The 23596-nt window shown below is 72.9% G+C and carries 18 protein-coding genes and 1 riboswitch; of the genes, 5 read left to right on the top strand and 13 right to left on the bottom strand.

The annotated features are described in order from the left end of the window. Positions 1 to 2: 2 nt before the first annotated feature. From IE286_RS11735 to IE286_RS11725, 3 genes are all read right to left on the bottom strand, one after another. On the bottom strand, positions 3 to 3506 hold the full coding sequence (locus tag IE286_RS11735) for an ATP-binding domain-containing protein (RefSeq protein ID WP_189796598.1): 3504 nt from the start codon (positions 3504 to 3506) through the stop codon (positions 3 to 5). A 65-nt stretch (positions 3507 to 3571) separates the two neighbouring features. Further along, complete coding sequence (locus tag IE286_RS11730) at positions 3572 to 3739, bottom strand: hypothetical protein (protein ID WP_189796597.1); 168 nt, start codon at positions 3737 to 3739, stop codon at positions 3572 to 3574. Beyond that, positions 3736 to 4287 (bottom strand): ATP-binding protein, encoded by a 552-nt coding sequence (locus IE286_RS11725; protein ID WP_308115057.1) that lies wholly within the window; start codon positions 4285 to 4287, stop codon positions 3736 to 3738. The genes IE286_RS11730 and IE286_RS11725 overlap by 4 nt, the downstream gene beginning before the upstream one ends. A gap of 143 nt (positions 4288 to 4430) precedes the next feature. Between IE286_RS11725 and IE286_RS11720 the strand changes: the two genes are divergently transcribed. Together IE286_RS11720 and IE286_RS11715 are read left to right on the top strand one after the other, a co-directional pair. Next, the gene (locus IE286_RS11720) at positions 4431 to 5312 is read left to right on the top strand and encodes a helix-turn-helix domain-containing protein (protein WP_372462527.1); all 882 of its coding nucleotides are present in this window, start codon (positions 4431 to 4433) and stop codon (positions 5310 to 5312) included. Next, a complete protein-coding gene (locus tag IE286_RS11715; protein WP_189796596.1) occupies positions 5309 to 5524 on the top strand; it encodes a DUF397 domain-containing protein in 216 nt (71 codons plus the stop codon). Before IE286_RS11720 ends, IE286_RS11715 begins: the two co-directional genes overlap by 4 nt. A gap of 92 nt (positions 5525 to 5616) precedes the next feature. Here the strand turns inward: IE286_RS11715 and IE286_RS11710 are convergent, their stop codons facing one another. From IE286_RS11710 to IE286_RS11695, 4 genes are all read right to left on the bottom strand, one after another. Next, positions 5617 to 6267, bottom strand: coding sequence for a thymidine kinase (locus tag IE286_RS11710; RefSeq protein WP_189796595.1), 651 nt, complete (start codon positions 6265 to 6267; stop codon positions 5617 to 5619). A gap of 87 nt (positions 6268 to 6354) precedes the next feature. Then, positions 6355 to 7545, bottom strand: coding sequence for an alkaline phosphatase family protein (locus IE286_RS11705; RefSeq protein ID WP_189796594.1), 1191 nt, complete (start codon positions 7543 to 7545; stop codon positions 6355 to 6357). Continuing rightward, entirely contained in the window at positions 7545 to 8141 is a 597-nt protein-coding gene (locus IE286_RS11700) for a DUF5998 family protein (protein ID WP_189796593.1), read from the bottom strand. Before IE286_RS11700 ends, IE286_RS11705 begins: the two co-directional genes overlap by 1 nt. A gap of 131 nt (positions 8142 to 8272) precedes the next feature. Continuing rightward, positions 8273 to 11167 carry a bifunctional acetate--CoA ligase family protein/GNAT family N-acetyltransferase gene (locus IE286_RS11695; RefSeq protein ID WP_189796592.1) on the bottom strand — a complete coding sequence of 965 codons (2895 nt, stop codon included), beginning with the start codon at positions 11165 to 11167 and terminating at the stop codon, positions 8273 to 8275. Positions 11168 to 11352: 185 nt separating this feature from the next. Between IE286_RS11695 and IE286_RS11690 the strand changes: the two genes are divergently transcribed. Beyond that, entirely contained in the window at positions 11353 to 11637 is a 285-nt protein-coding gene (locus IE286_RS11690; RefSeq protein ID WP_189796591.1) for an HPr family phosphocarrier protein, read from the top strand. A 360-nt stretch (positions 11638 to 11997) separates the two neighbouring features. Here the strand turns inward: IE286_RS11690 and IE286_RS11685 are convergent, their stop codons facing one another. From IE286_RS11685 to IE286_RS11670, 4 genes are all read right to left on the bottom strand, one after another. Beyond that, positions 11998 to 12672 carry a GntR family transcriptional regulator gene (locus IE286_RS11685; RefSeq protein ID WP_189796590.1) on the bottom strand — a complete coding sequence of 225 codons (675 nt, stop codon included), beginning with the start codon at positions 12670 to 12672 and terminating at the stop codon, positions 11998 to 12000. 277 nt (positions 12673 to 12949) lie between these two features. After that, positions 12950 to 13708 carry a M23 family metallopeptidase gene (locus IE286_RS11680; protein ID WP_189796589.1) on the bottom strand — a complete coding sequence of 253 codons (759 nt, stop codon included), beginning with the start codon at positions 13706 to 13708 and terminating at the stop codon, positions 12950 to 12952. Positions 13709 to 13720: 12 nt separating this feature from the next. Further along, positions 13721 to 13880: riboswitch (cyclic di-AMP (ydaO/yuaA leader) on the bottom strand. A 201-nt stretch (positions 13881 to 14081) separates the two neighbouring features. Further along, positions 14082 to 15470: a M16 family metallopeptidase gene (locus IE286_RS11675; RefSeq protein ID WP_189796588.1), complete on the bottom strand. Its 1389-nt coding sequence runs from the start codon at positions 15468 to 15470 to the stop codon at positions 14082 to 14084. Beyond that, positions 15467 to 16837, bottom strand: coding sequence for a M16 family metallopeptidase (locus IE286_RS11670; protein WP_189796587.1), 1371 nt, complete (start codon positions 16835 to 16837; stop codon positions 15467 to 15469). Before IE286_RS11670 ends, IE286_RS11675 begins: the two co-directional genes overlap by 4 nt. 471 nt (positions 16838 to 17308) lie before the next feature. Here IE286_RS11670 and IE286_RS11665 point away from each other — a divergent pair, with 471 nt between their 5' ends. Continuing rightward, entirely contained in the window at positions 17309 to 19765 is a 2457-nt protein-coding gene (locus IE286_RS11665) for a DNA gyrase/topoisomerase IV subunit A (RefSeq protein ID WP_189796586.1), read from the top strand. Here IE286_RS11665 and IE286_RS11660 read toward each other — a convergent pair. Next, a complete protein-coding gene (locus tag IE286_RS11660) occupies positions 19762 to 20955 on the bottom strand; it encodes a CobW family GTP-binding protein (protein ID WP_189796585.1) in 1194 nt (397 codons plus the stop codon). The two genes, IE286_RS11665 and IE286_RS11660, sit on opposite strands and share 4 nt — an antisense overlap. A 76-nt stretch (positions 20956 to 21031) precedes the next feature. After that, positions 21032 to 22198 carry a citrate synthase/methylcitrate synthase gene (locus tag IE286_RS11655; protein ID WP_189796584.1) on the bottom strand — a complete coding sequence of 389 codons (1167 nt, stop codon included), beginning with the start codon at positions 22196 to 22198 and terminating at the stop codon, positions 21032 to 21034. A 128-nt stretch (positions 22199 to 22326) separates the two neighbouring features. On the opposite strand from IE286_RS11655, the gene IE286_RS11650 reads away from it, so the two are divergent. Next, positions 22327 to 23586 (top strand): citrate synthase, encoded by a 1260-nt coding sequence (locus IE286_RS11650; protein WP_189796583.1) that lies wholly within the window; start codon positions 22327 to 22329, stop codon positions 23584 to 23586. Positions 23587 to 23596: the final 10 nt, after the last annotated feature.

Below are 23596 nucleotides of genomic sequence, written 5' to 3'. Positions count from 1 at the left end.
TGTCAGCCCGCCCCCAGGGCCGCCGTCACCTCGCCGCCCTCCCAGCCGCCGTCCTGAGTGCGCCAGACGACCTCGACCCCGAAGACGTCGCGGACGCAGCCGGCGGACCAGGGCTCGGCCGGGGGTGCGCAGAGCACGAGATACAGGCGCTCCGGCTCGTCCGGCAGAGTGTGGGCGATCTCCAGCAGCCGGGCTGCCCCGGCACGCAGGTCGGCATGGCGGCTGCTGCCGGAGCCGAGAATCTCGTACACCGCAAGACCGGTTGCGGTGACGCAGCTGACGTCCACGACCGCGGTGGACTCGGGCTGAAGATCGGCGCGCAGCAACGCCGCCATCAGCTCCAGCCGCACCGCCTCATGGGTCTTGCAGGTGCGGTCGGCGGCCGCGGCCGCCTCCAGATGCCGTGCGAGACCCGCGGCCGCCTCCGGATGCCGTGCGAGACCCGCGGCCGACGGGACCGGGCCGGGGACGGCGACCGGGCTGCCGGACTCCTCCGGCCGCGGGTGCCGGGAATCCTCCTCGGTGGGCTGAGAGGGCTCGGGCGCGTCGACCGGTGCGCGGTCCCCGGGGAGTGACGAGGCGGCGTGCGCGGCCTGCGACCGGCTGTCCGGGGCCTGCGTCACGGGAGCCTGCCCGCTGTCCTCCATGCCGGCGGCGCGTCGCTCCGACAGCGTCCGCCGTGCCACGTCAAGTGGACCGGCCCAGCCGCTTCGGTCCAGCTCGGCCCGGAACACGTCCGGATCGAACGTGCCGGACTTCAGCGCCTGGTTGGTGCTGATCGCCAGGTTCCTCAGCCTCACCAAGCGTGACCTCTCGGGGCGGCCGAGCACCTGCCACACGTCCAGCCAGTCGTGACGGTCGCATTCGAGACAGCGGCCGGCCATGCCCTTCAGCTCGGAGACCCTCTCTCGGGTGGTGTCCGCAACCTCCCCACGGCTCAGTTCGGCGACCACGCCGAGTGCGTCCAGGTAGCGCCCGAGCATGGTCGGGGAGATGGGCAGGCGGCCGAAGGCGTCCGCACGGACGTCCGTCGCGGCCGGCAGGTGACGCTGCACCCAGACCCGTAGCTCCTTGCCGACGGCGGGAGTGGCACCACCCTTGCGCACGACGACACGGAGCGGACGGCCGACGGTGCGATCGAGGGCCTCGGCCCAGTAGTCGCCCTCGGTCTCGGCGACCACCCGGACCCTCAGCCACGTACCGGGGGCGGGCAGCCCGCCGTCGGATGCGGTCGTCTCGGTGTGGCCGTCGTCAGCGGTCAGGGGCGGTGGCAGGGGAACGGAGTGCATGATCGTCAGGCTCTGTGTGCTGCGGGTCAGGGCGATGTAGAGCAGGCGCAGGCCGGCGGGTTCGTCGCCGGCGAGGGCTGCGGGTTCGACCACGACGACGTGATCGAACTCCAGCCCCTTGGCCTCCGAGGCCGCGAGCACGGTGACGGCCCGGTGCTCCTCGGCGGTGATGCCGTCCGCCTCCGCGAGCCGACGAGTGATCTCCTCGGCGGCCGCGAAGCCGTCGGGGACGACGACGGCCACAGACCGCAGCGTCCTCCCGTCGGTGGTGCCGGTCAGCTCGCGGACCCGGGCGACCGTCTCACGGACGAGCGCATCCGGTTCGGTCCGGATCACCCGGACGGCGTCGAATCCGGCGTCGCGGGGGATCGTGCGCGGGCGAGGCAGCGTCGGGGCGACCGCACGGGCCAGGGGCGCGGCGAACTCCATGATGTCCGCCGGGACGCGGTAGCTGGTGGTCAGCTCGGCCACCCGGTGCTCACCCTGGCCCGCGAGCAGCCGGCCGAGACGGTCCCAGTCGGTGTAGGCGTGAGGGCCGGTGGCCTGGGCCAGGTCGCCGAGGACGGTCATGGAACCACTCGCCGCCAGACGACGCCGAAGCGACCGCGCCTGCATCGGCGTCAGGTCCTGGGCCTCGTCGATGATGATGTGCCCGTAGTGACGGAGTGTCTCGCCGGTGATGAGGTAACGGAGTTCCTCCAGGCAGACCCGATCGTCCAGCGTCCACGGTTCCTCGTCCGCCTTGGCCGCGCGGGGGCGGTGCAGGGCCGCCTGCTCCGCCTCGTCGAGGACACCCTCGGCGCAGGCGCGCAGCAGCTGCGGCGAGTCGTACAGGGTGCGCAGGGCCTCCGCCGGGCTGGGGGACGGCCAGATGCGCTCGACCAGGCGTTCGACGCTCCGGTTGCGCTCCAGTTGACGGCGGATCGTGTGGTCGCGGCTGCGGCGCGGAGCGACGGCGACGAGTTCCCGCAGCAGCAGGTCGACGACCCGGCCCCGGAACCGGTCGCGACGCTCGCGGTACGCTCCACCGCCCCGCCGGACCTCCTCCAGGACGGCGGTGATCTCCGAGCGGGCCACCCGCAGGGTCGTGCCGGCGGTCGTGACGACGAACGCGGGCTCGTCCCCCTCGAAGGAGGGGGCCTCGGTGAGGTCGTCGAGTGCCGCAGGGCGGTAGTCGCCCTCGACGCGCCGCCGCAGGACAAAGGCCATGCGCTCGTCGGACTTCACCTGCCGTGTACGGGTGCTGTCGGTGCCTCGGACGTCCCCGCCCCACAGGCGGGACAGCTGCACGGCGTTGACGTCCCGGGTGCCGAGGGTGGGCAGGACCTGACCCACGTAATCGAGGAACCTCTGGTGGGGACCGATGACCAGGATGTCCCGCGCGGGGAAGTGGTCGTTGTTCACCAGCCAGGTCACGCGGTGCAGACCGACCGCGGACTTACCGGTTCCCGGGCCGCCCTGGATGACCAGGATCTCGGAGGGAGCGCCGGTGACCAGTGCCATCTGGTCGCGCTGGATCGTCTCGACGATGTCCCGCATGCGGCCGCCGCGCGAGCGCCGGAGCTCCCGAAGAAGCAGCGCGTCGGGCTGCTGGGGCTTGCGTCGCTGGATGTCCACGATGTCGCCGGGAGTGGGAACCGGCCGGCCGGCCGTGTCGCGCCCGGCCTTCTCGCCGTGGGTGATCGGGCCAGGCGCTTTCGCCGGCTGCCGCGCCGCCTTCGCGCCGGTGCGCGGTTCGGGCACGGTGCTTCGCGGACCGGGCGCGCCCGGGGCCGGAACGGCGGGCGTGATGTCGTCGGTGTAGTCCTGCACCACGCGCTGCGAGCAGATCAGGCGCCGCCGCAGCACCACCTCGCCCGGTGCTTCCGGTGACGCGTCGAACCACCTCCTGGCCAGCTCGTTCGTCCAGTTCACGACCACCTGGTCGTGGGCCTCGTCCCAGACCGTGCGCCGCCCGACGTACCAGGTCGTGAGCCCTTCGCGCGGATCGCGGGCGTCGACGCGGCCGATGACCAGGCTTTCGCCGCCCAGGCCGTCGTACGCGGCGGCCTGTTCCTCGGCTTTGATGCGGTTGGTGACGCCGTCCTTTCCGCTGGCCGAGGCCTTGGCCACGGATGTGCCGCTCATCTGGGCCAGCCGGGCTTCGTAGCAGTCGTAGGCGAAATCCACCTTCTTCTGCTCGAAGGCTATGACGTCATCGTGCGCGGGCACGCCCATGTGGTGTTCCCTCCCTCACGGCCCCGGGCCGCATCGGACGCGGCGCGTCCGATTTCACAGAATTATCACTCGGCGTCCAGCTCCGCCTGTTCGCCCGCGCTCGGGTCGTAGCCGTTCCACGCCCGCAGAGCGGCGCGTGCCTGCTGGGCGCGGGCCGTGCCCTCCTCCCTTGAGGGGTACGGGTACGGGTACGTACCTGTCCAGCCGGGGGCGCGGCGCTCGGGCGGGCTCACGACGGAAACCCGGGCGGGAACGTGTACTCGGCCCACACGGTCTTGCCCGGCCCGTCCGAGCGCGGGTGCCAGTCCCAGCGGGCGGCGAGATGAGCGACGAGGAGCAGCCCGCGACCGGTCTCCTCCGCGTCAGCGGGGTCGCACGGCGTGGCGCGACGGCGAGGCGTGCGTTCGGCGCGGGTGTCGGTGACCTCGACACGGACGGTACGGCCCCCGGGTGCGGTGGGGAGATCGTGAAGGCGCAGGTGGAAATCACGGCCGGGGACATGGCCGTGGCGCACGGCGTTCGCCGCGAGTTCGGCGGTGATCAGCACGATCGCATCGTGCGGGTCGGTGCCGTACGGGATCCCCCAGGCGTCCAGCCGGACGGCGGTCAGGCGGCGGGCGAGGCGGGCGCCTCGGGGTGTGGAGGTGAAGCGCATGGCGAAGGTGTGAGCCGGCGAGGTCTGGGGCAGGGAGGGGGAATGGGCGGCGTCCGTGTTGTTCCTGATGCCCAAGGAGGCGGTGGGTTCGATGGGTTGGAAGGGGTGCGCGGGTTTTGTCGTCATGCCGTCCACGGTCCTGTCGGTCGCGTAGCGTGACCAGTGGTGACGCTATGACAGCAGGCGGCTGTACGTGCGCTGTCGGCGCGTGTAGGAGGCGCGGACCGTGACGGTTCCCTTTGCGGGAGCGTTGCGCCCAGGAGGCGGTGATGCACATGACGGAGCGAGAGATCGCGGCCCGGGACGGCCGGGAGAACGACGACCGGGTCGCGGGGCGGCGTCCCGAGGGCGACGCGGGGCGGGGTGTTGTGGTGGCGTTCGGCCAGACCATGAAGATGCTCCGGCTGCGGGCGGGACTGGACCGTGAGGAGTTCGGCAGGAGGCTCGGGTACTCGGCTTCCACGATCGCCTCGTTCGAGCAGGGGCGCCGGATCCCGTCGCCCAGGGCGATCGACCAGGCCGATGAGGTGCTGGGGGCGGAGGGGTTGCTGTGCGTGTGGAAGGAGGAGGTGGAGCGGGCGCAGTATCCGGTGTTCTTCCAGGGGATGGCCCAGCTGGAGAAGGAGGCCATCGAGCTGGTCGCGTACGACACCCTCGTGGTCAAGGGCCTGCTCCAGACCGAGGAGTACATGAGGGCACTGCTCGCCATGAGGCGTCCTCCCTTGGATGACGAGGTCATCGAGCAGCGAGTGGCGGCACGGTTGGCCCGACAGGACATCTTCGATCGTCGGCCCGCACCGCTGCTGAGCTTCGTGCTGGACGAGGCAGTCCTGCGGCGTCCCTACGGGGGTAAGGCCGTACTGCGCGGGCAGTTGGAGCATCTGCTGGTGATGGGCCAGAGGCGCAATGTCGAGATCCAGGTCATGCCGGTCGACCGCGAGGACAACGCCGGTGTCAATGGGCCGTTCACCGTAGTCACTCGCAAGGACGGCAAGAAGTTTGTGTACGCCGAGGCACAAGGGATCGGCTCCCTGCAGACAGACCCGGAGCAAGGGGCTCTGGCGGCTGCTCGCTATGGGATTATCCGATCGCAGGCTCTCAGTCCGCGAGAGTCACTGGAGCTCATCGAAGGGTTGCTGGGATCGCTATGAACAACGCTCAGTCCTCGACCGTCGCCTCCGGCCTCGCCTGGTTCAAGAGCAGCTACAGCGGAACCGAGGGCGGCGATTGTGTGGAGTTCGCCCCGAGTACGGCGGTTGTGCACATCCGTGACTCCAAGGCCGCCACCGGACCTGTCCTCACCGTCTCCCGTGAGGTGTGGGCGAAGTTGGTCGGAATGGCCGCGTCGGATCCGCGCGTCTGACGCTCGTGTGCACGAAGGACCCTGCCGGCTTCCGCCTCATGCGCCGCTGAGGCGTGGCCCAGCAGACGTCTCCGCCCCAGGGCGAAGCCCGGTCAGTTCCCGTGGACCGGCAGGACGTCCGGTGACAGGGCCGCCGCCCGCGCCGTCGCCGCCGTCATGCGGCGGCGGTGGTGGCGGCGGCACAGGACCTCGTAACCGACCTCGGCGGCCTGGTCGTTGACGTCTCCGACGACGACCTGTTCGCCCTCGACCACCATGCGGCCGTCCACGGTGCGGGCGTTGTGGGTGGCGCGGGCGCCGCACCAGCACATGGCCTCGACCTGGAGGGTCTCGATGCGGTCGGCCAGTTCGATCAGCCGTTGCGAGCCGGGGAACAGCTTGGTGCGGAAGTCGGTGGTGATGCCGAAGGCGTAGACGTCCAGTTCCAGGTCGTCGACGACCCGGGCCAGCTGGTCGATCTGCTCCACCGTGAGGAACTGCGCCTCGTCGACGATCACGTAGTCGACCTTGCCGCCCTGCGACAGTTCGTCGACGACGTAGGCGTACAGGTCCATTTCCGGCTTGGCCTCGATCGCGTCGGTCACCAGGCCGAGCCGGGAGGACAGCTTGCCCTCGCCCGCGCGGTCGTCCCGGGTGAAGATCAGGCCTTTCAGGCCGCGGGCGGAGCGGTTGTGCCCGATCTGGAGGGCCAGGGTGGACTTCCCGCAATCCATCGTTCCGGAGAAGAACACCAGCTCGGGCATGGGGCAGGGGCACCTTTCGGCGGAGTCGGCGGGGTCGGTGAGGATCGTGGGGGTGTCGCGGTGGGCGCGGGCAGGCGCCGGGAGCCGTCAGGACCGTACTTCCAGCAGCGGGACCAGTTGCTCGGCCGGCGTCATCGAGCCGTGGTTGCCCACCATGGTGGATTCCTTCGGCTCCCGTTCGGAGGCGATGATCAGCACGTCGTCGCGGGCGGCGGCGATCACGTCGCCGATCCGCGCGTACACGCGGTCGTCGATGTGCGGGCCGAACCAGCCGGCCGCCACGGCCTCCTCCCGGGAGGCCACCCAGAACTGTTCGCCGAGCACTTCCCGCCAGCAGGCGAGCACGTCCTCCTCGGCGCCCGGCACCGCGTACACGTGCCGGGCGCGGCCCTCGCCGCCGAGCAGGGCGACCCCGGCGCGCAGTTCCCAGTCCGCGTCGAAGTCGATGCGGTGCTGTTCGTCGTAGGGGACGTCGATCATGCCGTGGTCGGCGGTCACGTACAGCACGCTGCGCGGCGGCAGCTGGTCGGCGAGGCGCTGGGCGAGCCGGTCGACGGTCATCAGCTGGCCGCGCCAGGTGTCGGAGTCCACGCCGTAGCGGTGCCCGGCGCCGTCCAGCTCGGAGTAGTACGTGTAGACCAGGCTGCGGTCGCCGGCGGCGAGCTGTTCGGCCGCGCAGTCGATCCGGTCCTCGCCGCTGAGGCGTCCGAGGAACGTACCGCCGCTGAGGGCGACCCGGGTCAGCGGGGTGGTCTCGAAGGCCGGGGAGGACACCTGGGCGGCGTGCACCCCGGCCTGTTCGGCGAGCTGGAAGACGGTGGGGTACGGCTGCCAGGCGTCCGGGTCGGTGTACGGGTACCAGCGGAGCTGGTTCATCAGCTCGCCGGTGTCCGGGTTGCGCACCGTGTAGCCGGCCAGGCCGTGCGCTCCCGGCGGCAGGCCGGTGCCGACCGAGGCGAGGGAGGCCGCGGTCGTGGCCGGGTAGCCGGCGGTGAGCGGGCGGCCGGTGCCGCCGCGGGAGCTGCCGAGCAGCGAAGTGAGGAAGGGCGCGTCCTCGGGGTGTGCCCTGAGCTGCTCCCAGCCGAGGCCGTCGACGAGGAACACGCAGACGCGGTCGGCCGGTGCCAGCTCGGGGATGACGGGGGTCATGCCCGGCACGCCCATCCCGGCGGCCAGGGTGGGCAGCAGGTCGGCGAGCGAGCCGGTTCCGTACGCCGGGACGGGGGCGGAGGAGACGGCCAAGGGCTCGGGGTGCTCCCAGGCGGTGGGCTGTGTCATCAGCGGGTCAGGTCCGCGGTGGCCTCGGAGATCGCCTGGGCGAAGGCCAGGGCGTCGCGCACCGTCTCCGGTCCGTCGCCGGCCTCGCTGACGCGCAGGCTGAGGTCGTCCGCCGTGGAGTTGCCGGTGTAGCCGTGGTCGGCCTCGCAGTTCGGGTCGCCGCAGGCGGCGGGTTCGAGGTCGATGCGGGAGACGGCGCCCCAGCCGATGGTCAGCACCACCTCGCGGGGCAGCGTGCCCGGCGTGTAGTGCTCCGGATTGGCCACCACCCTGCTCACCACGACCGAGGAGATGCGGTCGAGCTTCACCGACTCCGTGGACGTCGTGGCGTACGGCGTCGGGGAGGTGCTGTCGGCGGCCTGCTCGTCGGTGTGGCTGACGATGAAGCGGGTGCCGGTCAGCACGAGCACCGTGACGTGCCGGCGCACCTCGTTCTGGTCGAACGTGGTCTCCTGGTGGACCAGGTACGACCGGATGGGCTCACCGCCCACGGCGGCCTCCACCGCCTCGGCCACGAGAGCCGGGTAATAACCGCTGCGCTCGATCGCCGCCCGCAGCCCCTGGGTCGTCGTACTGGTCTTGGCCATGCCGTCCATCCTACGGGGGCGCGCCGACTGCCGAGCACCGCTGTGGACACACGGTGCACGGGCGGGGTCACCCGTGCACGGGCGGGGTAGCGCGGCGGGCCCGGCCGTGCACCGTACGGGACGTGTCGGGACGAGTGTGGTCAGTACAGCGGGAGCGTGCGCGGGCCGAGGTCGTCGCGGGCGGGCGGGGGCGCGAGGCGCACGCCCGCGCCGAGGACGCTCACGCCCCGTGGGGCGACGACGACCGGTTCCAGGGTGAGCGCGACGACCTCGGGGTGGTCGTCGATCAGGCGTGAGACGCGCAGCAGCAGCTCCTCCAGGGCCGCGGTGTCGACGGGTGCCGAGCCGCGCCAGCCGAACAGCAGCGGGGCGGTCCGAATGGACCGGATCATGGAAGTGGCCTCGCGGTCGGTGACCGGCACGAGCCGGTGGGCCATGTCGTCGAGCAGCTGGGAGGGCGCGCCGGCGAGCCCGAAGGAGAGGACCGCGCCCGCGGCCGGGTCGATCACCGCCCGGACGACGGTGTCCACGCCGCGGGGCACCATGGCCTGGACCACCGGGCGCACCTCCATGGGCTGTCCGAACAGGTCGGTCAACTCGGCATAGGCGCGGCGCAGTTGGTCCTCGTCGGCGAGGTCGAGGCGGACACCGCCGAGGTCGGCGCGGTGCCGCAGGTGGGGGGCGGTGGCCTTCAGGGCGACCGGGTAGCCGAGGGTGCGGGCGGCCTCGGCGGCGGCGTCCGGGGTGGGGGCGGGCAGGGCGCGCTGGACGGGGACGCCGTAGTGAGCCAGCAGCGCGCAGGTGTCCTCGGTGTCGAGGGTGACGGCCTTGCCGGGGGCCAGGAGCCGGTCGATGAGGGCGGCGGCGCCCTGTTCGTCGATGTCGTCGTACTCCGGCACCTTGCCGGGGTCGGCGGCGTCCCGGCGCCACTGGCCGTAGCGGACTGCCTCGGCGAGGGCGCGTACGGCCCGCTCGGCGGCGGGATAGGCGGGGATGAGGCGGGTGCCGAGGCGTGGGTCGGTGACGGGGTGCGTGTCCGTGCCGGGGTGCGTCTCGGCGCCGGGTGCCGGGAGGCCGGGGGCGGGGACATGAGGGGGCTCGGGCGCGGGGGTGGGCGGGCGTGTCGAGGGGGTGGGGGCGGCGTCCGACGGGGCCGGGGCCGGTGCGCCGGCCGCAGGGCCGGTGCTGGCGGCGGCGGAGAGGGCCTCGGCGAGGCCGCCCAGCTCGACGTGGACGACGAGGACCGGCTTGCCGGGCACCGCCTCGGCGGCCGAGCGCAGGGCCTCGGCCAGGGCCGCGTCCTCGGCGGCCCCCTCCCCCACCGCGGGGATGGCGGTGACGATCACCGCGTCGGTGGTGTCGTCGGCGAGCGCCTGGGCGAGGGCCGCGCGGAAGTCCTCCGCGGTCGCGGCCGTCGTCAGGTCGTGCGGAGGCTTGGGCCGCAGGCCCTCGGCCAGGCAGCGGTCGTAGGCGAGGACGCCCAGCGACTCGGAGTTGCCCAGGATCGCCACCCGCGGTCCCTGCGGCAGCGGCTGCCGGGCGAGCAGCAGCCCGGTGTCGACCAGTTCGGTGATGGTGTCCACGCGGATCACGCCGGCCTGCCGCAGCAGCGCGGACACCGTGGCGTGCGGCAGGCGGGTGGTGCGTACCGCGTGGCCCTGCGGGGCCGCGCCCTGGACGACGACGAGCGGTTTGACCGCGGCGGTGCGACGGGCCAGCCGGGTGAACTTGCGCGGGTTGCCTATGGTCTCCAGGTACATGAGGACGACGTCGGTGTCGGGGTCGTCGTACCAGTACTGCAGGACGTCGTTGCCGGAGACGTCCGCGCGGTTGCCGGCCGAGACGAAGGTGGACACGCCGGTCACGCCGGTGACGCCGCCGCCGCGCCGGTGCAGCCGGGACAGCAGGGCGACGCCGATGGCGCCGGACTGGGTGAACAGGCCGATGCGGCCGGGGCGGGGCATCGCGGGGGCGAGGGAGGCGTTGAGCCGGACGCCGGGCGCGGTGTTGATGATGCCGAAGGCGTTCGGTCCGATGATCCGCATGCCGTGGGCGCGGGCCTGCCTGACCAGGGCACGCTGGCGTTCACGGCCCTCGGGGCCGCTCTCCGCGTATCCGGCGGAGACGACGACCAGGCCCTGCACGCCGTGCGCGCCGCACTCGGCGACGACCTCGGGGACCTGCTCGGCGGGCACGGCGATCACCGCGAGGTCCACGGGCCGGCCGATGTCGCGTACCGAGCGGTGGGCGGGCACGCCGTCGATCCATGCGCGGTCCTCGCCGAAGGCCCGGTTGACGGCGTACAGCGGCCCGGGGAACCCGGCGGCGCGCAGGTGTCCGAGAATGCTGCGGCCCACGCCTTGCGGGGCGCGGCCCACGCCGACGACGGCGACCGAGCCGGGCTCCAGCAGCCGGCGTACCGAGCGGGCCTCGGCGCGCTGTTCCCGGGCGCGCTGGACCGCCAGCGAGCGGTCCGTGGGCTCGATGTCGAACTCCAGGCGGACGACGCCGTCCTCGAAGCTGCGCTTCTGGGTGTAGCCGGCGTCCGTGAACACCTTGATCATCCGGGTGTTGGCGGGCAGCACCTCGGCGGTGAAGCGGCGGATGCCGCGCTCGCGGGCGACGGCGGCGATGTGCTCCAGGAGGGCGGAGGCGACGCCGCGTCCCTGGTGGGCGTCCTGCACGAGGAAGGCGACCTCGGCCTCGTCGGAGGGGTGCGAGGCGGGCAGGCCGTGGGCGCCGACGCGGTCGTAGCGCACGGTCGCGATGAACTCGTCGCCGATCAGGGCCGCGAGGCCCACCCGGTCGACGAAGTCGTGGTGGGTGAAGCGGTGGACGTCCTTCGCGGACAGGCGCGGGTAGGGCGCGAAGAAGCGGTAGTACTTCGACTCGTCGGAGACCTGTTCGTAGAAGCTGACCAGACGGTCGGCGTCCTCCTCGGTGATGGGGCGGATCCTCGCGGTGCCGCCGTCGCGCAGCACCACGTCCGCCTCCCAGTGGGCGGGATACTCGTGCCGGTCCGAGGAGGTCTGCATGGGCCCCAGAGTACGGCTGGCGTCCGGCAACGACGCGGTGCAGTCTGTGAACACACCGCACACACCGGACCGAGGCCGCGGTCCGGGCCGGCCCAGATGCGGAACAGCTCACACCGCTCCGCACCGGGACGCGCTTCGTGCGACACTGGTCTAGACAACTCGCCACACCGGAAGGGCAGCATCACATGGCTGAGCGCCGCGTCAACGTCGGCTGGGCCGAGGGACTCCACGCCCGCCCCGCCTCCATCTTCGTCCGGGCCGCCACGGCCGCCGGCATCCCCGTGACGATCGCCAAGGCCGCCGACGGAAAGCCGGTCAACGCGGCTTCCATGCTGGCCGTCCTGAGCCTGGGCGCGCAGGGCGGCGAGGAGATCGTCCTGGCTTCCGACGCCGAGGGCGCGGACGCCGCCCTGGACCGCCTGGCCAAGCTGGTCGCCGAGGGGCTGGAGGAACTGCCCGAGACGGTCTGAATCCCGGGACGGCCTGAATTCCCGAGACGGTCCGATGTCCGGTACAAGACGTCGGGCAGGGCGGTTCGGCGAATCGCCTGGATGAACGAAAGCGGCCGCGTCACCCTTCGGGGCGGCGCGGTTCTGCATTTCCCGGTATTTTCGAGCAAGAGCTGCGGGCGGGTGCAGCGCGGCACATTCTCCGTTCTTTTTTCTACGGCACGCGTGTTAATGGGAAGGGCGCGGAATGTTGACGGCAGGTTGCGACGTTCTCACACCGCCCGCCGGGCCGCGCCTCGGGGCGCCCGGCCTTGAGCCGCCGGCGAGCGTCAGGTGCCGGCCGCCGGCGAGCAGCCCGTCCGTGGCACCGGGTGCTCCGTCTCAGCGGCGTGCCGTCCTGACGGAGGCGTCCGGGACGGCGGCGGGGGCGCCGGGCGCGCGCAGCCGGTGGCGGGCGACGGCGCGCTCGGCGTGCAGCGCCGCGATCGCCCGCGCGCGCTCGCTGTCGCCGCGCCGCACCGCGTCCACGACGGCCGCGTGCTCGGCCCACGAGGCCACGGGGTCGGCCGGGGCGCCCACCTGGTAGATCCAGGCGATCTTCAGCCGGAGCCGGGTGAGCGCGGTGATCAGCGCGGGGCTGCCGCTGGCCTGGACGAGCGTCTCGTGGAACCAGGCGCCCAGCGCGCGCAGTTCCTCGTCGGCGCCGTGCTCGGCCCTCTCCCGGCCCAGCCTGACCAGGCCGCGCAGCACCTTCAGATGCGCCTCGGTGCGCCGCTGGGCGGCCCGCGCGGCGCCCAGCGGTTCCAGCAGCAGGCGCATCTCCAGCAGGTCGGCGGCCTCCCGCTCGGTGGGCTCCGCCACGCACGCGCCCACGTGCCGGCGGGTCACGACGAAGCCCTCGGCCTCCAGGGTGCGCAGGGCCTCGCGCACGGGGACGCGGGAGACGCCGTAGCGGCGGGCGAGGACGTCCTCCGTGAGCCGGCTGCCGCGCGGGTGGACTCCGGCGACGATGTCGTCCCGGATCGCCGTGCACACCGAATGCGCCGGAATGCGCATGACCGACCTCCGCCTGCATACCGTCGTCATTTCCGCCTCGCGCCGTAGGGGGCGCGCGAGTTCATGAACTCTGGGGCGACTCTAAGGCAGGAAGCCGTTATTTGCGGCGGGTAACTGTTTTTCATGGACGGGTTTTGGACAACGCGCCCGCAGCCTCCGTCCGGAACGTCGAAAAGCCCCGGCGAGCAGGTGCGGCCGGGGCTTTTCGACGCTGTTCGGCCGTCCGTGCGACGCCGGTGCCGTCCGGGAGCCGGTGCCGTGCAGGCGTCGGTGCCGTTCAGACGTCCACGCCGTGCTCGCGGAGGTAGGCGACGGGGTCGATGTCGGAGCCGTAGTCGGGGCCGGTGCGCACCTCGAAGTGCAGGTGCGGTCCGGTGACGTTGCCGGTCGCGCCGGACAGGCCGATCTGCTGGCCGGGGACGACCTGCTCGCCCACCGAGACACCGATGGACGACAGGTGGCCGTACTGGGTGTAGCGGCCGTCGGCCATCCTGATCACGATCTGGTTGCCGTACGCCCCACCCCAGCCGGTCTGCACGACGGTGCCGGCGCCGACGGCGTGCACCGGGGTGCCGCCGGCGGCGTGGAAGTCGATGCCGGTGTGGGTGCCGGAGGACCACAGGGAGCCGCCGCTGTGATAGCCGGTGGAGACGTAGGAGCCGAAGACCGGCGCCGTGAAGGTGTCGAGCAGCCTGCGCTCGGCCTCCCGGGCGGCACGCTCGGCGGCCTGGCGCTCCCGCTTCGCCAGCTCGGCGGCCGCCTCGCGGGCGGCCTGCTCGGCCCGCTTGCGCTCGGCCGCCTCGCGCTGGGCGACGGCCTGCGCGTCGATCTTGTCCGCGAGGGCGTCGGTCAGGGAGATCACCGGGCTGAGGCCGGTCTCCTCGGCGGCCGGGGTGTCGGCGGCGAAGGCCGGCGAGGCGGCCAGGGTGCCGACGACGCCGGTGGTGGTCAGGGCCGCGACGCCGGCGGCGCGGGCGGTGGTGCGGTGGATCGATCCGGGACGGCGGTGCTTGCCGGTGGCGCGCGTGAACGCCATGCAGACGCTGGTCCTTTCCTTCCCTGTCGCCTGCCGGGTTAGCTGACGGGTTCGGAGCAGGAAGGTCTCCTACGGTCACCCGCGCGGCCCGCGCGGGCGTCCGATTCACCCCGGGACGTGGGTCCCCGGCTCCCCTGGCTCACGCCGTACGGGGACTCGGCGATGGCTGTCCGGTGCCGCGGGTGCGGCCTGATGCCCGACGAACAGCCGGAGAGACGCTAAAGGGGGCGCACGTCAATTCCCAAACCGAAGCGGGAGTTTGTAGCACAGACCACAGGGCAGAAAGGCAGCCTCCGGCGCATTTGGGACACCACGGGGCCCTGGTGACACGACGGTCACCAGGGCCCCGTTCGCTCGGCGCTCCGCCAGGCCGTCACTCGGCCGCGACGACGGTGACCGGGCCGATGCCCAGGGCCGCCACGGGCTCCTCGATCCGCGAGGCGTCACCGACGAGGACCGTCACCAGCCGGTCCACCGGGAAGGCGCTGACCACGGCCGCGGTGGCCTCCACCGTGCCGGTGGCGGCGAGCTGCTGATACAGCGTCGCCTGGTAGTCGTCCGGCAGGTGCTGCTCGACCTGGTCGGCGAGGGTGCTCGCCACGGCGGCCGCCGTCTCGTACTTCAGCGGCGCGACCCCGACGAGGTTCTGCACGGCGTTGTCCCGCTCGGCGTCGGTCAGGCCCTCGGCGGCCAGGGTGCGCAGCACCGTGAACAGGTCGTCCAGGGCGGGGCCGGTGTTCGGGGTGTCGACCGAGCCGCTGATCGCGAGCATCGCGGCGCCCGAGCCGTCCGGCGCGGAGCGCAGCACCTGGCCGAAGGCCCGCACCCCGTAGGTGTAGCCCTTCTCCTCGCGCAGGACCCGGTCGAGGCGGGAGGTGAGGGTGCCGCCCAGGCAGTAGGTGCCGAGCACCTGGGCGGGCCACACGCGGTCGTGCCGGTCCGGTCCGACGCGGCCGATCAGCAGCTGCGTCTGGACGGCGCCGGGACGGTCCACGATGACCACCCGGCCGGTGTCGTCGGCGGTCACCGGCGGCACCGGGCGCGGCGTGGCGGGCGCGCCGGTCCAGGCGCCCAGGGTGTCGCCGAGCACCTCGTCGAGGTCGATGCCGGTCAGGTCGCCGACCACCACGACCGTGGCGGTGGAGGGGCGCACATGGCGGTCGTAGAAGGCGCGGACGGCCGCCGCGTCGATCGCGGCGACGGTCTCCTCGGTGCCCTGCCGCGGCCGCGACATGCGCGAGCCGGCCGGGAACAGCTCCTTGGACAGCTCCTTGGCGGCGCGGCGGGAGGGGTTGGCCAGCTCGTGCGGGATCTCGTCGAGCCGGTTGCGCACCAGGCGCTCGATCTCGGACTCGGCGAACGCGGGCGCCCGCAGCGCGTCGGCGAGCAGGCCGAGGCCCTTGGTCAGGCGGGAGGCGGGGACCTCCAGGCTGAGGCGGACGCCGGGGTGGTCGGCGTGCGTGTCCAGGGTGGCGCCGGCGCGCTCCAGCTCGGCGGCGTACTCCTCGGCGGAGAGCCGGTCGGTGCCCTCGGAGAAGGCCCGCGCCATGATCGTGGCGACGCCGTCCAGACCGGCCGGCTCGGCGTCCAGCGGCGCGTCGAGCAGCACCTCGACGGCAACGATCTGCTGGCCGGGGCGGTGGCAGCGCAGCACGGTCAGGCCGTTGTCCAGCGTGCCGCGCTCGGGGGCGGGGAACGCCCACGGCTTGGCCTCGCCCGCCTGGGGCCGCGGGTGGAACTCCATCGTGGCGAGCTCGGTCACTTCGCCGTCTCCTCGGTGTCGTCGGCGGCCGCGGCGTCCGCGTCCGGGGTGTCGTCCTGGGCTTCGGCGGTGGGCTCGTAGACGAGCACCGCGCGGTTGTCGGGGCGCAGGCGGGCCTTGGCGATCTCCTGGACCTCCTCGGGGGTGACCTCGAGGACGCGCTGGACGGCGGTCAGGGCCAGCTGCGGGTCGCCGAACAGGACGGCGTAGCGGCACAGTTCGTCCGCGCGGCCGGCGACCGTGCCGAGCCGGTCCAGCCACTCGCGCTCCAGCTGGGCCTGCGCGCGCTCCATCTCCTCGGCGGTCGGGCCCTCCTCGGCGAACCGGGCCAGCTCCTCGTCGATGGCGGCCTCGATCACGGGGACCTCCACGTCACCGGAGGTCTTCACGTCCAGCCAGCCCAGCGAGGGCGCCCCGGCCAGCCGCAGCAGGCCGAAGCCGGCCGCGACGGCGGTGCGGTCGCGGCGCACCAGGCGGTTGTACAGCCGGGAGGACTCGCCGCCGCCGAGGACGGTCAGCGCCAGGTCGGCCGCGTCGCAGGCGCGGGTGCCGTCGTGCGGCAGCCGGTAGGCGGCCATCAGGGCGCGGGCGGGCACGTCCTCCTCGACGATCTCCCGCAGCTGATCGCCGATGATGTCGGGCAGGGTGCCGTCGCGGGGCTCGGGCTTGCCGTCGTGGGCGGGGATGGAGCCGAAGTACTTCTCGATCCAGGCGAGCGTCTGCTCGGGGTCGATGTCGCCGACCACGGAGAGCACCGCGTTGTTCGGCGCGTAGTAGGTGCGGAAGAATTCGCGGGCGTCCTCCAGGGTGGCCGCGTCCAGGTCCGCCATCGACCCGATGGGGGTGTGGTGGTAGGGGTGGCCCTCCGGGTAGGCGAGCGCGGTCAGCTTCTCGAAGGCGGTGCCGTAGGGGACGTTGTCGTAGCGCTGACGGCGCTCGTTCTTGACGACGTCCCGCTGGTTCTTCAGGGACTCCTCGTCGAGCGCGGTCAGCAGCGAGCCCATGCGGTCGGCCTCCAGCCACAGGGCCAGCTCCAGCTGGTGGGCGGGCATGGTCTCGAAGTAGTTGGTGCGCTCGAAGCTGGTGGTGCCGTTGAGGGAGCCGCCGGCGCCCTGCACCAGTTCGAAGTGGCCGTTGCCCTTGACCTGGGCGGAGCCCTGGAACATCAGGTGTTCGAAGAGGTGCGCGAGGCCGGTGCGCCCCTTGACCTCGTGACGGGAGCCGACGTCGTACCAGAGGCACACCGCCGCGACCGGGGTCAGGTGGTCCTCGGAGAGCACCACGCGCAGGCCGTTGGCCAGGCGGTGCTCGGTCGCTGTCAGGCCGCCGGAGCCTGCCTCGGCTGTGGCCGTGTGACCCATGGGCATGTACGTCCCTTCGATCGCGGAGGCGGTCGGGAACCGCCGTTTCCTGCCGTCCTGCCACTGTATGCAAGCGCGTGCAGCGTCGGCGAAGTTCCCGGAGGAGGTACGCCGTAAGCGAGCACCCTCAAGGAGGTGAGGAGGGGGCTCGGGGAGCGACACAGGGGCGCGTGGGCGGGCATGTGCGCACATGCGGCAGGGGGCGGGGCGGCCGGCGCGCCGTGGGGCGCCGCGGCCCGTGGGGCGCCGCGACCCGTGCGGACCCCGTGACGGCGGTCCCCGGATCCGCGCGCCCGCGCTCGCCAGGTCGTGCCGGCCGGGTCCGCGCCCGCCGGGTCCGCGGAAACGGGCCGGAACGGGGCGCGGACCGTGGCCCGGGGACGGCGGGCGGGGCGGGGTCCGGTCGGTGTTGTCGGTCCGGCGGTCCACAATGGTCCGCGTCAGATCCCGTCACGCTTCAGCAAGGAGCCGGCAGCGATGGCCCGCCGCAGCACGAAGACCCCGCCGCCCGACGACTCGTACGAGGAGAAGATCCTCGACATCGACGTCGTCGACGAGATGCAGGGCTCCTTCCTCGAGTACGCGTACTCGGTCATCTACTCGCGTGCCCTGCCGGACGCCCGCGACGGTCTGAAGCCGGTGCACCGCCGCATCGTCTACCAGATGAACGAGATGGGCCTGCGCCCCGACCGCGGCTACGTCAAGTGCGCCCGCGTCGTCGGCGAGGTCATGGGCAAGCTGCACCCGCACGGCGACGCGTCGATCTACGACGCCCTGGTGCGCATGGCCCAGCCCTTCTCGATGCGGGTGCCGCTGGTCGATGGCCACGGCAACTTCGGCTCGCTGGGCAACGACGACCCGCCCGCGGCGATGCGGTACACCGAGTGCCGGATGACCTCGGCGACGGGCCTGATGACCGAGTCGATCGACGAGGACACCGTCGACTTCGCGCCGAACTACGACGGCCAGGAGCAGGAGCCGGTGGCCCTGCCCGCCGCTTTCCCGAACCTGCTGGTCAACGGCGCCTCGGGTATCGCCGTCGGCATGGCCACCAACATGCCGCCGCACAACCTCGGCGAGGTGATCGCGGCCGCCCGGCACCTGATCCGGCACCCGAACGCGGACCTGGACGCCCTGATGAGGCACGTCCCGGGCCCCGACCTGCCCACCGGCGGGCGGATCGTCGGGCTGTCCGGGATCCGGGACGCCTACGAGACCGGCCGCGGCACGTTCAAGATGCGCGCCACGGTGTCGGTGGAGAACGTCACGGCCCGCCGCAAGGGCCTGGTCGTCACCGAGCTGCCGTTCGCGGTCGGCCCGGAGAAGGTCATCGCCAAGATCAAGGACCTGGTCGCGGCGAAGAAGGTCCAGGGCATCGCCGACGTCAAGGACCTCACCGACCGCGAGCACGGCCTGCGCCTGGTCATCGAGATCAAGAACGGCTTCGTGCCGGATGCGGTCCTGGAGCAGCTGTACAAGCTGACCCCGATGGAGGAGTCCTTCGGCATCAACAACGTCGCCCTGGTCGACGGCCAGCCCGTCACGCTGGGTCTGAAGGAGCTGCTGGAGGTCTACCTCGACCACCGCTTCGACGTGGTGCGGCGGCGCAGCGAGTTCCGCCGCGGCAAGAGGCGCGACCGGCTGCACCTGGTCGAGGGCCTGCTCACGGCGCTGGTGGACATCGACGAGGTGATCCGGCTGATCCGCTCCAGCGAGAACTCCGCGCAGGCCAAGGAGCGCCTGATGCGGCAGTTCGCGCTGAGCGAGGTGCAGACGCAGTACATCCTCGACACGCCGCTGCGGCGCCTGACCAAGTACGACCGCATCGAGCTGGAGGCGGAGCGGGACCGGCTGACCGCGGAGATCGAGGAGCTGACCCGGATCCTGGAGTCGGACGCCGAGCTGCGCAAGCTGGTGTCGTCGGAGCTGGCCGCGGTCGCCAAGAAGTTCGCCACCCCGCGACGCACGCTGCTGCTGGAGGCGTCGGACGTGCCGGCCGCGACGGTGCCGCTGCAGGTGGCGGACGACCCCTGCCGGGTGCTGATGTCCTCCACCGGCCTGCTGGCCCGCACGGCGAACGCCGAGCAGTCGCCGTACGAGGCGGGCGCCAAGCGGCAGAAGCACGACGTGATCGTCTCGGCGGTGCCGGCCACGGCCCGCGGCGAGGTGGGCGTGGTGACGTCGGCCGGCCGGCTGCTGCGGGTCGACGTCGTCGACCTGCCGCAGCTGCCGGAGACGACGACCGCGCCGAACCTGGCCGGGGGTGCGCCGCTGGCGGAGTTCGTGTCCCTGGAGGACGACGAGACGGCGCTGTGCCTGACCACCCTGGACGAGTCCTCGCCGGGCCTGGCGCTCGGCACCGAGCAGGGTGTCGTCAAACGGGTCGTCCCGGACTACCCGGCGAACAAGGACGAGCTGGAGGTCATCACCCTCAAGGAGGGCGACCGGGTCGTCGGCGCGGTGGAGCTGCGCACCGGCGAGGAGGACCTGGTGTTCATCACGGACGACGCCCAGCTGCTGCGCTTCCAGGCCTCCCAGGTCCGTCCGCAAGGCCGGCCGGCGGGCGGCGTGGCCGGCATCCGGCTCGGCACGGGCGCCAAGGTCATCGCGTTCACGGCGGTGGACCCGGCCTCGGACGCGGTCGTCCTCACGGTGGCCGGCTCCCGTGGCACGCTGGACGACTCGGTGCAGACCACGGCCAAGCTGTCGCCGTTCGACCAGTTCCCGCGCAAGGGCCGGGCCACCGGCGGGGTGCGCTGCCAGCGGTTTTTGAAGGGCGAGGACTGCCTGTCGTTCGCCTGGGCCGGTCCCGCCCCGGCACGTGCCGCCCAGAAGAACGGCTCCCCGGCCGAGCTGCCGGACATCGACCCGCGCCGTGACGGCTCCGGCACGCCGCTCGCGAAGAAGGTCGCCGCGGTGGCCGGACCGGCCTAAGCCGGGAATTCTTCGGTGACCGTGGGTTCTCCGGTGACCTCCGGGGGTTCCTCGGTCACCGGGGGTTCCTCGGTGACCGGGGGCTCCTCGGTCCGGTCGCCCTCCGGATCCGCGACATAGCGCAGAACGCCCCACATGCCGTGCTCGTCGGCGTGCGGGGCGTTCTCGTTCCGGCACGCGTCGAGCTGCCGGGCCAGCCCGGCGGTGTCGATGCCGGCGCCGATGAGGACGAGCCGGGTCGAGGGCGTCTCCCCCGCCGGCCAGGGCTCGGGGTAGAAGCGCAGGAACCGGCCGACGGCATGCACGGTGTACCGGTTGCGCGGATCGTACGCACCGAAGTCCACGTGCCCCTTGATCCGGTACAGGCCCTCGGGCCGGCTGTCGAGGAACCGCATCAGCTGCCGGGGGCCGAGCGGGATCTCACTGACGAAGGACAAACTGTCGTAGCCGGTGTGCAGATGCCCGTCGTGCCCGTGCCCGTCCTGCCCGCCGTCCGCCGCGTCCGGCTCGTCCTCGCGCAGGTCGTCGAAGGACAGCTGCCCGATGCGCTCCTCGCGCGGCCGGCAGTCGAAGAGGAACCGCGGGTCGATCCGGCCGTACGTCGCCGGGACGACCGCGGCCCCGTCGGTGAGCGAGCGGACCAGCCCGAGGACGCGTTCCTCGTCGTCCGCGCGGTCGAGCTTGTTCACGACGACCAGGTCCGCCAGGGCGAGGTGCCGGTCGATCCGAGGGTGCCGGCGGCGGGTGTCGTCGAACTCGGCGGCGTCCACGACCTCCACCAGGCCGCCGTAGACGACCCGGGGGTGTTCGCTGGCCAGCACCATGCGGACGAGTTCCTGCGGTTCGGCCAGCCCGCTGGCCTCGATGACGACCACGTCGACGCCCAGGGACGGCTGGAGCAGCCGGTCGAGACAGCGGTCCAGGTCACCGGGGTCCACGGCACAGCACAGGCATCCGTTGCCGAGGGAGACGGTGGAGTCCCCGAGCGCGCCCGCCACCGCCATGGCGTCGATCTCGATGGCGCCGAAGTCGTTGACGATCGCTCCGATCCGGCTGCCGCCGCTGCGGTGCAGGAGATGGTTGAGCAGGGTGGTCTTGCCGGAGCCGAGAAACCCGGCGAGCACGACGACCGGGACCTGGTGCCGGCTCGGACGCTGACCCACTGTGCGACCTTCCTCGCGCCTGTGCATGCACCGGCGTGGCCGCCCGGTGCACGGGTGAAGACTGATGGCCGCCCCAGGATAGGGACTCCGGTCGGTGCCGTCGTCACCCGGCGAGCGGGACCGGCACCGGGGCCTCGGGGCCGGTGTACCGCGCCGCCGGCCTGATGATCTTGGAGTCTTCGGCCTGCTCCAGGATGTTGGCGCTCCAGCCGACCACACGGGCCGCGGCGAAGGTGGGGGTGAACATGGCGCGGGGCAGGCCGCACTGCTCCATCACGACGCCGGCATAGAACTCCACGTTGGTGTGCAGCTCCCGTCCGGGCTTCAGTTCGGCGAGGATCGCCTCGACGCGGCGTTCCACCTCGACGGCGAAGGCGACCCGGGGGCCGCCGAGCCGCTGGGCCGTTGCGCGCAGCATGCGCGAGCGGGGGTCCTCGGTGCGGTAGACGGCGTGACCGAAGCCCATGATGCGGTCGCCGGCGAGGACCCGTGCGCGCACCCAGGGGTCGATCCGCTCCGGGGTGCCGATCGCGTCCAGGGTGTCCAGGGCCCTGCTGGGCGCGCCTCCGTGCAGCGGCCCGGAGAGCGCCCCCACCGCGGCCGTCAGGCAGGCCGCCACGTCCGCCCCGGTGGAGGCGACGACCCGCGCGGTGAAGGTGGACGCGTTGAATCCGTGGTCCATGGTGGAGATCAAGTACTGCTCGACGGCCCGTGCGCGGTGCTCGTCCGGCTCCGAACCGGTCACCATGTACAGGTAGTTGGCCGCGTGCGGAAGGTCCTGGCGGGGTTCCACCGGTTCCAGCCCCTCGTTCAGCCGGTGCAGCGCGGCGAGCAGGGTCGGCACCGCCGCGCAGGCGACCAGGGTGTCCTGGCGGCGCCGGGCGGGATCGGTGTCGTAGACCGGGCGGAAGCCGCTCGCCGCGCCCAGCAGGGGCAGGGCGGCGCTCAGCCCGGCGAGCGACCCCGAGCGGCGGCTCGCCTCGGCGAGCGCGGGCAGGGCCGAGCACACCTCACCGGGGAGCGCGCGCAGGGCGGCCGTCTCGGCGGCGAAGGCGGCACCTCGCCGGGCGTCCGGCAGCTCGCCGTGGATCAGCAGATGCCAGACGTCCTCGAAGCTGCGGGTGCGGGCGAGGTCGACGGCGGAGTACTGCCGGTAGTGGTAGAAGCCCTCGGCGCCCCGGACGTCCCCGATCCGGGTGTCGGTGACGACGACACCGGCGAGCCCTCGCGGGACCTCGACGGGTGCGGCCGCGGCCCTGTGACTGGACATCGCATCTCCTTTGAGGGGTGACGGACGACGGATGCGATTGACTGTCCATGCATGGTCAACACTTGTCAATGTTGATCGATAATCAATGTATGGCGTCCAGTTCGCGTCGATGTCGATACGGTGAGTCCATGAGCGATCAGGAAGGGGCCGTCCCTGGCTCCCGGCGGCGACTGACCACCCGGGAGACCGCCGAACTGCTCGGTGTGAAGCCGGAGACCGTGTACGCCTATGTCAGCCGCGGCCAGCTGACCAGCAGACGGGAACCGGGAAGCCGCGGCAGCACCTTCGACCCGCATCAGGTCGAGGCGCTCGCCCGCCGCAACCGGCGGGAGAACGGCACGCCCGCGGGCTGGGCCACGGACCTGTCCGTGCACACCCGGCTCACGCTCATCGAGGACGACCGGTACTACTACCGCGGTGTGGACGCCGCCGACCTCGCCCGCCGGCACTCCTACGAGGAGGTCGCCGAGTGGCTGTGGACCGGCCGGCTGTGCCCGGGGGCCGCCTTCACCGCGCCCGAGGAGTCCGCCGCCGCGGCCCGCCACGCCGCCGGGTCGCTGCCCGAGCACGCCGGTTCCACCGACCGGCTGAGAGTCGCGGCGGTCGCCGCCGCGGCCGCGGACCCGCTGCGGTTCGACCTGTCGCCGGACGCCGTGCTCGGCACCGCGCGCATCCTCGTCCCGACCCTCGTCGCCGCCCTGCCCGTGCTGGGAGCGGACACCACCGGGCAGGGGCCGATCGCCCACCGCCTGTGGGCGCGGCTGACCGACCGGGAGCCCGACGAGGCGTCACTGACCGCACTGGACACGGCCCTCGCCCTGCTCGCCGACCACGACCTGGCCGCCTCCACGCTCGCCGTGCGCGTCGCCGCCTCCGCCCGCGCCCATGTGTACGCCGCCGTCTCCGCCGGGCTCGGCGTGATCGAGGGCCCCCTGCACGGCGCGGCCGGAGGGCTCGCCCACCGGCTGATCCTTCAGGTGCTCAACCGGGGCACCGCGGGTCCCGTGGTCGCCGGCGAACTGCGGGAGGGCCGCCGCATCCCCGGGCTCGGCCACCGCCTGTACCGCGGTGAGGATCCCCGCGCCCGCGTGCTGTTCGAGCTGCTGGAGGAGATCCCCCACGCCGCGCCCGCCCTGGCCGCCGCCCGCGACATCGCGGCCACCGCCGCCCGTCACACCCCGCTGCACCCCAACGTCGACCTGGCGCTCGCCGTGCTGACGGCCTCCAGCGGCATGGCGTCCGCCGCGTGCGAAACCATCTTCGCCGTGGCTCGCACGGCCGGCTGGATCGCCCACGCCCTGGAGGAGTACGGCGAGCCCCCGCTGCGCATGCGGCCGAGCGGCCGGTACACCGGGCCGCGTCCGCCCCGGCCGCTGCCGCGCGCGTGAGGCCTGACCG

It is taken from the genome of Streptomyces thermodiastaticus (assembly GCF_014656135.1).
GTDB lineage: Bacteria > Actinomycetota > Actinomycetes > Streptomycetales > Streptomycetaceae > Streptomyces > Streptomyces thermodiastaticus.
The sequence above is the reverse complement of the archived record's forward strand: the minus strand, read 5'-3'. Positions and strand labels throughout refer to the sequence as shown.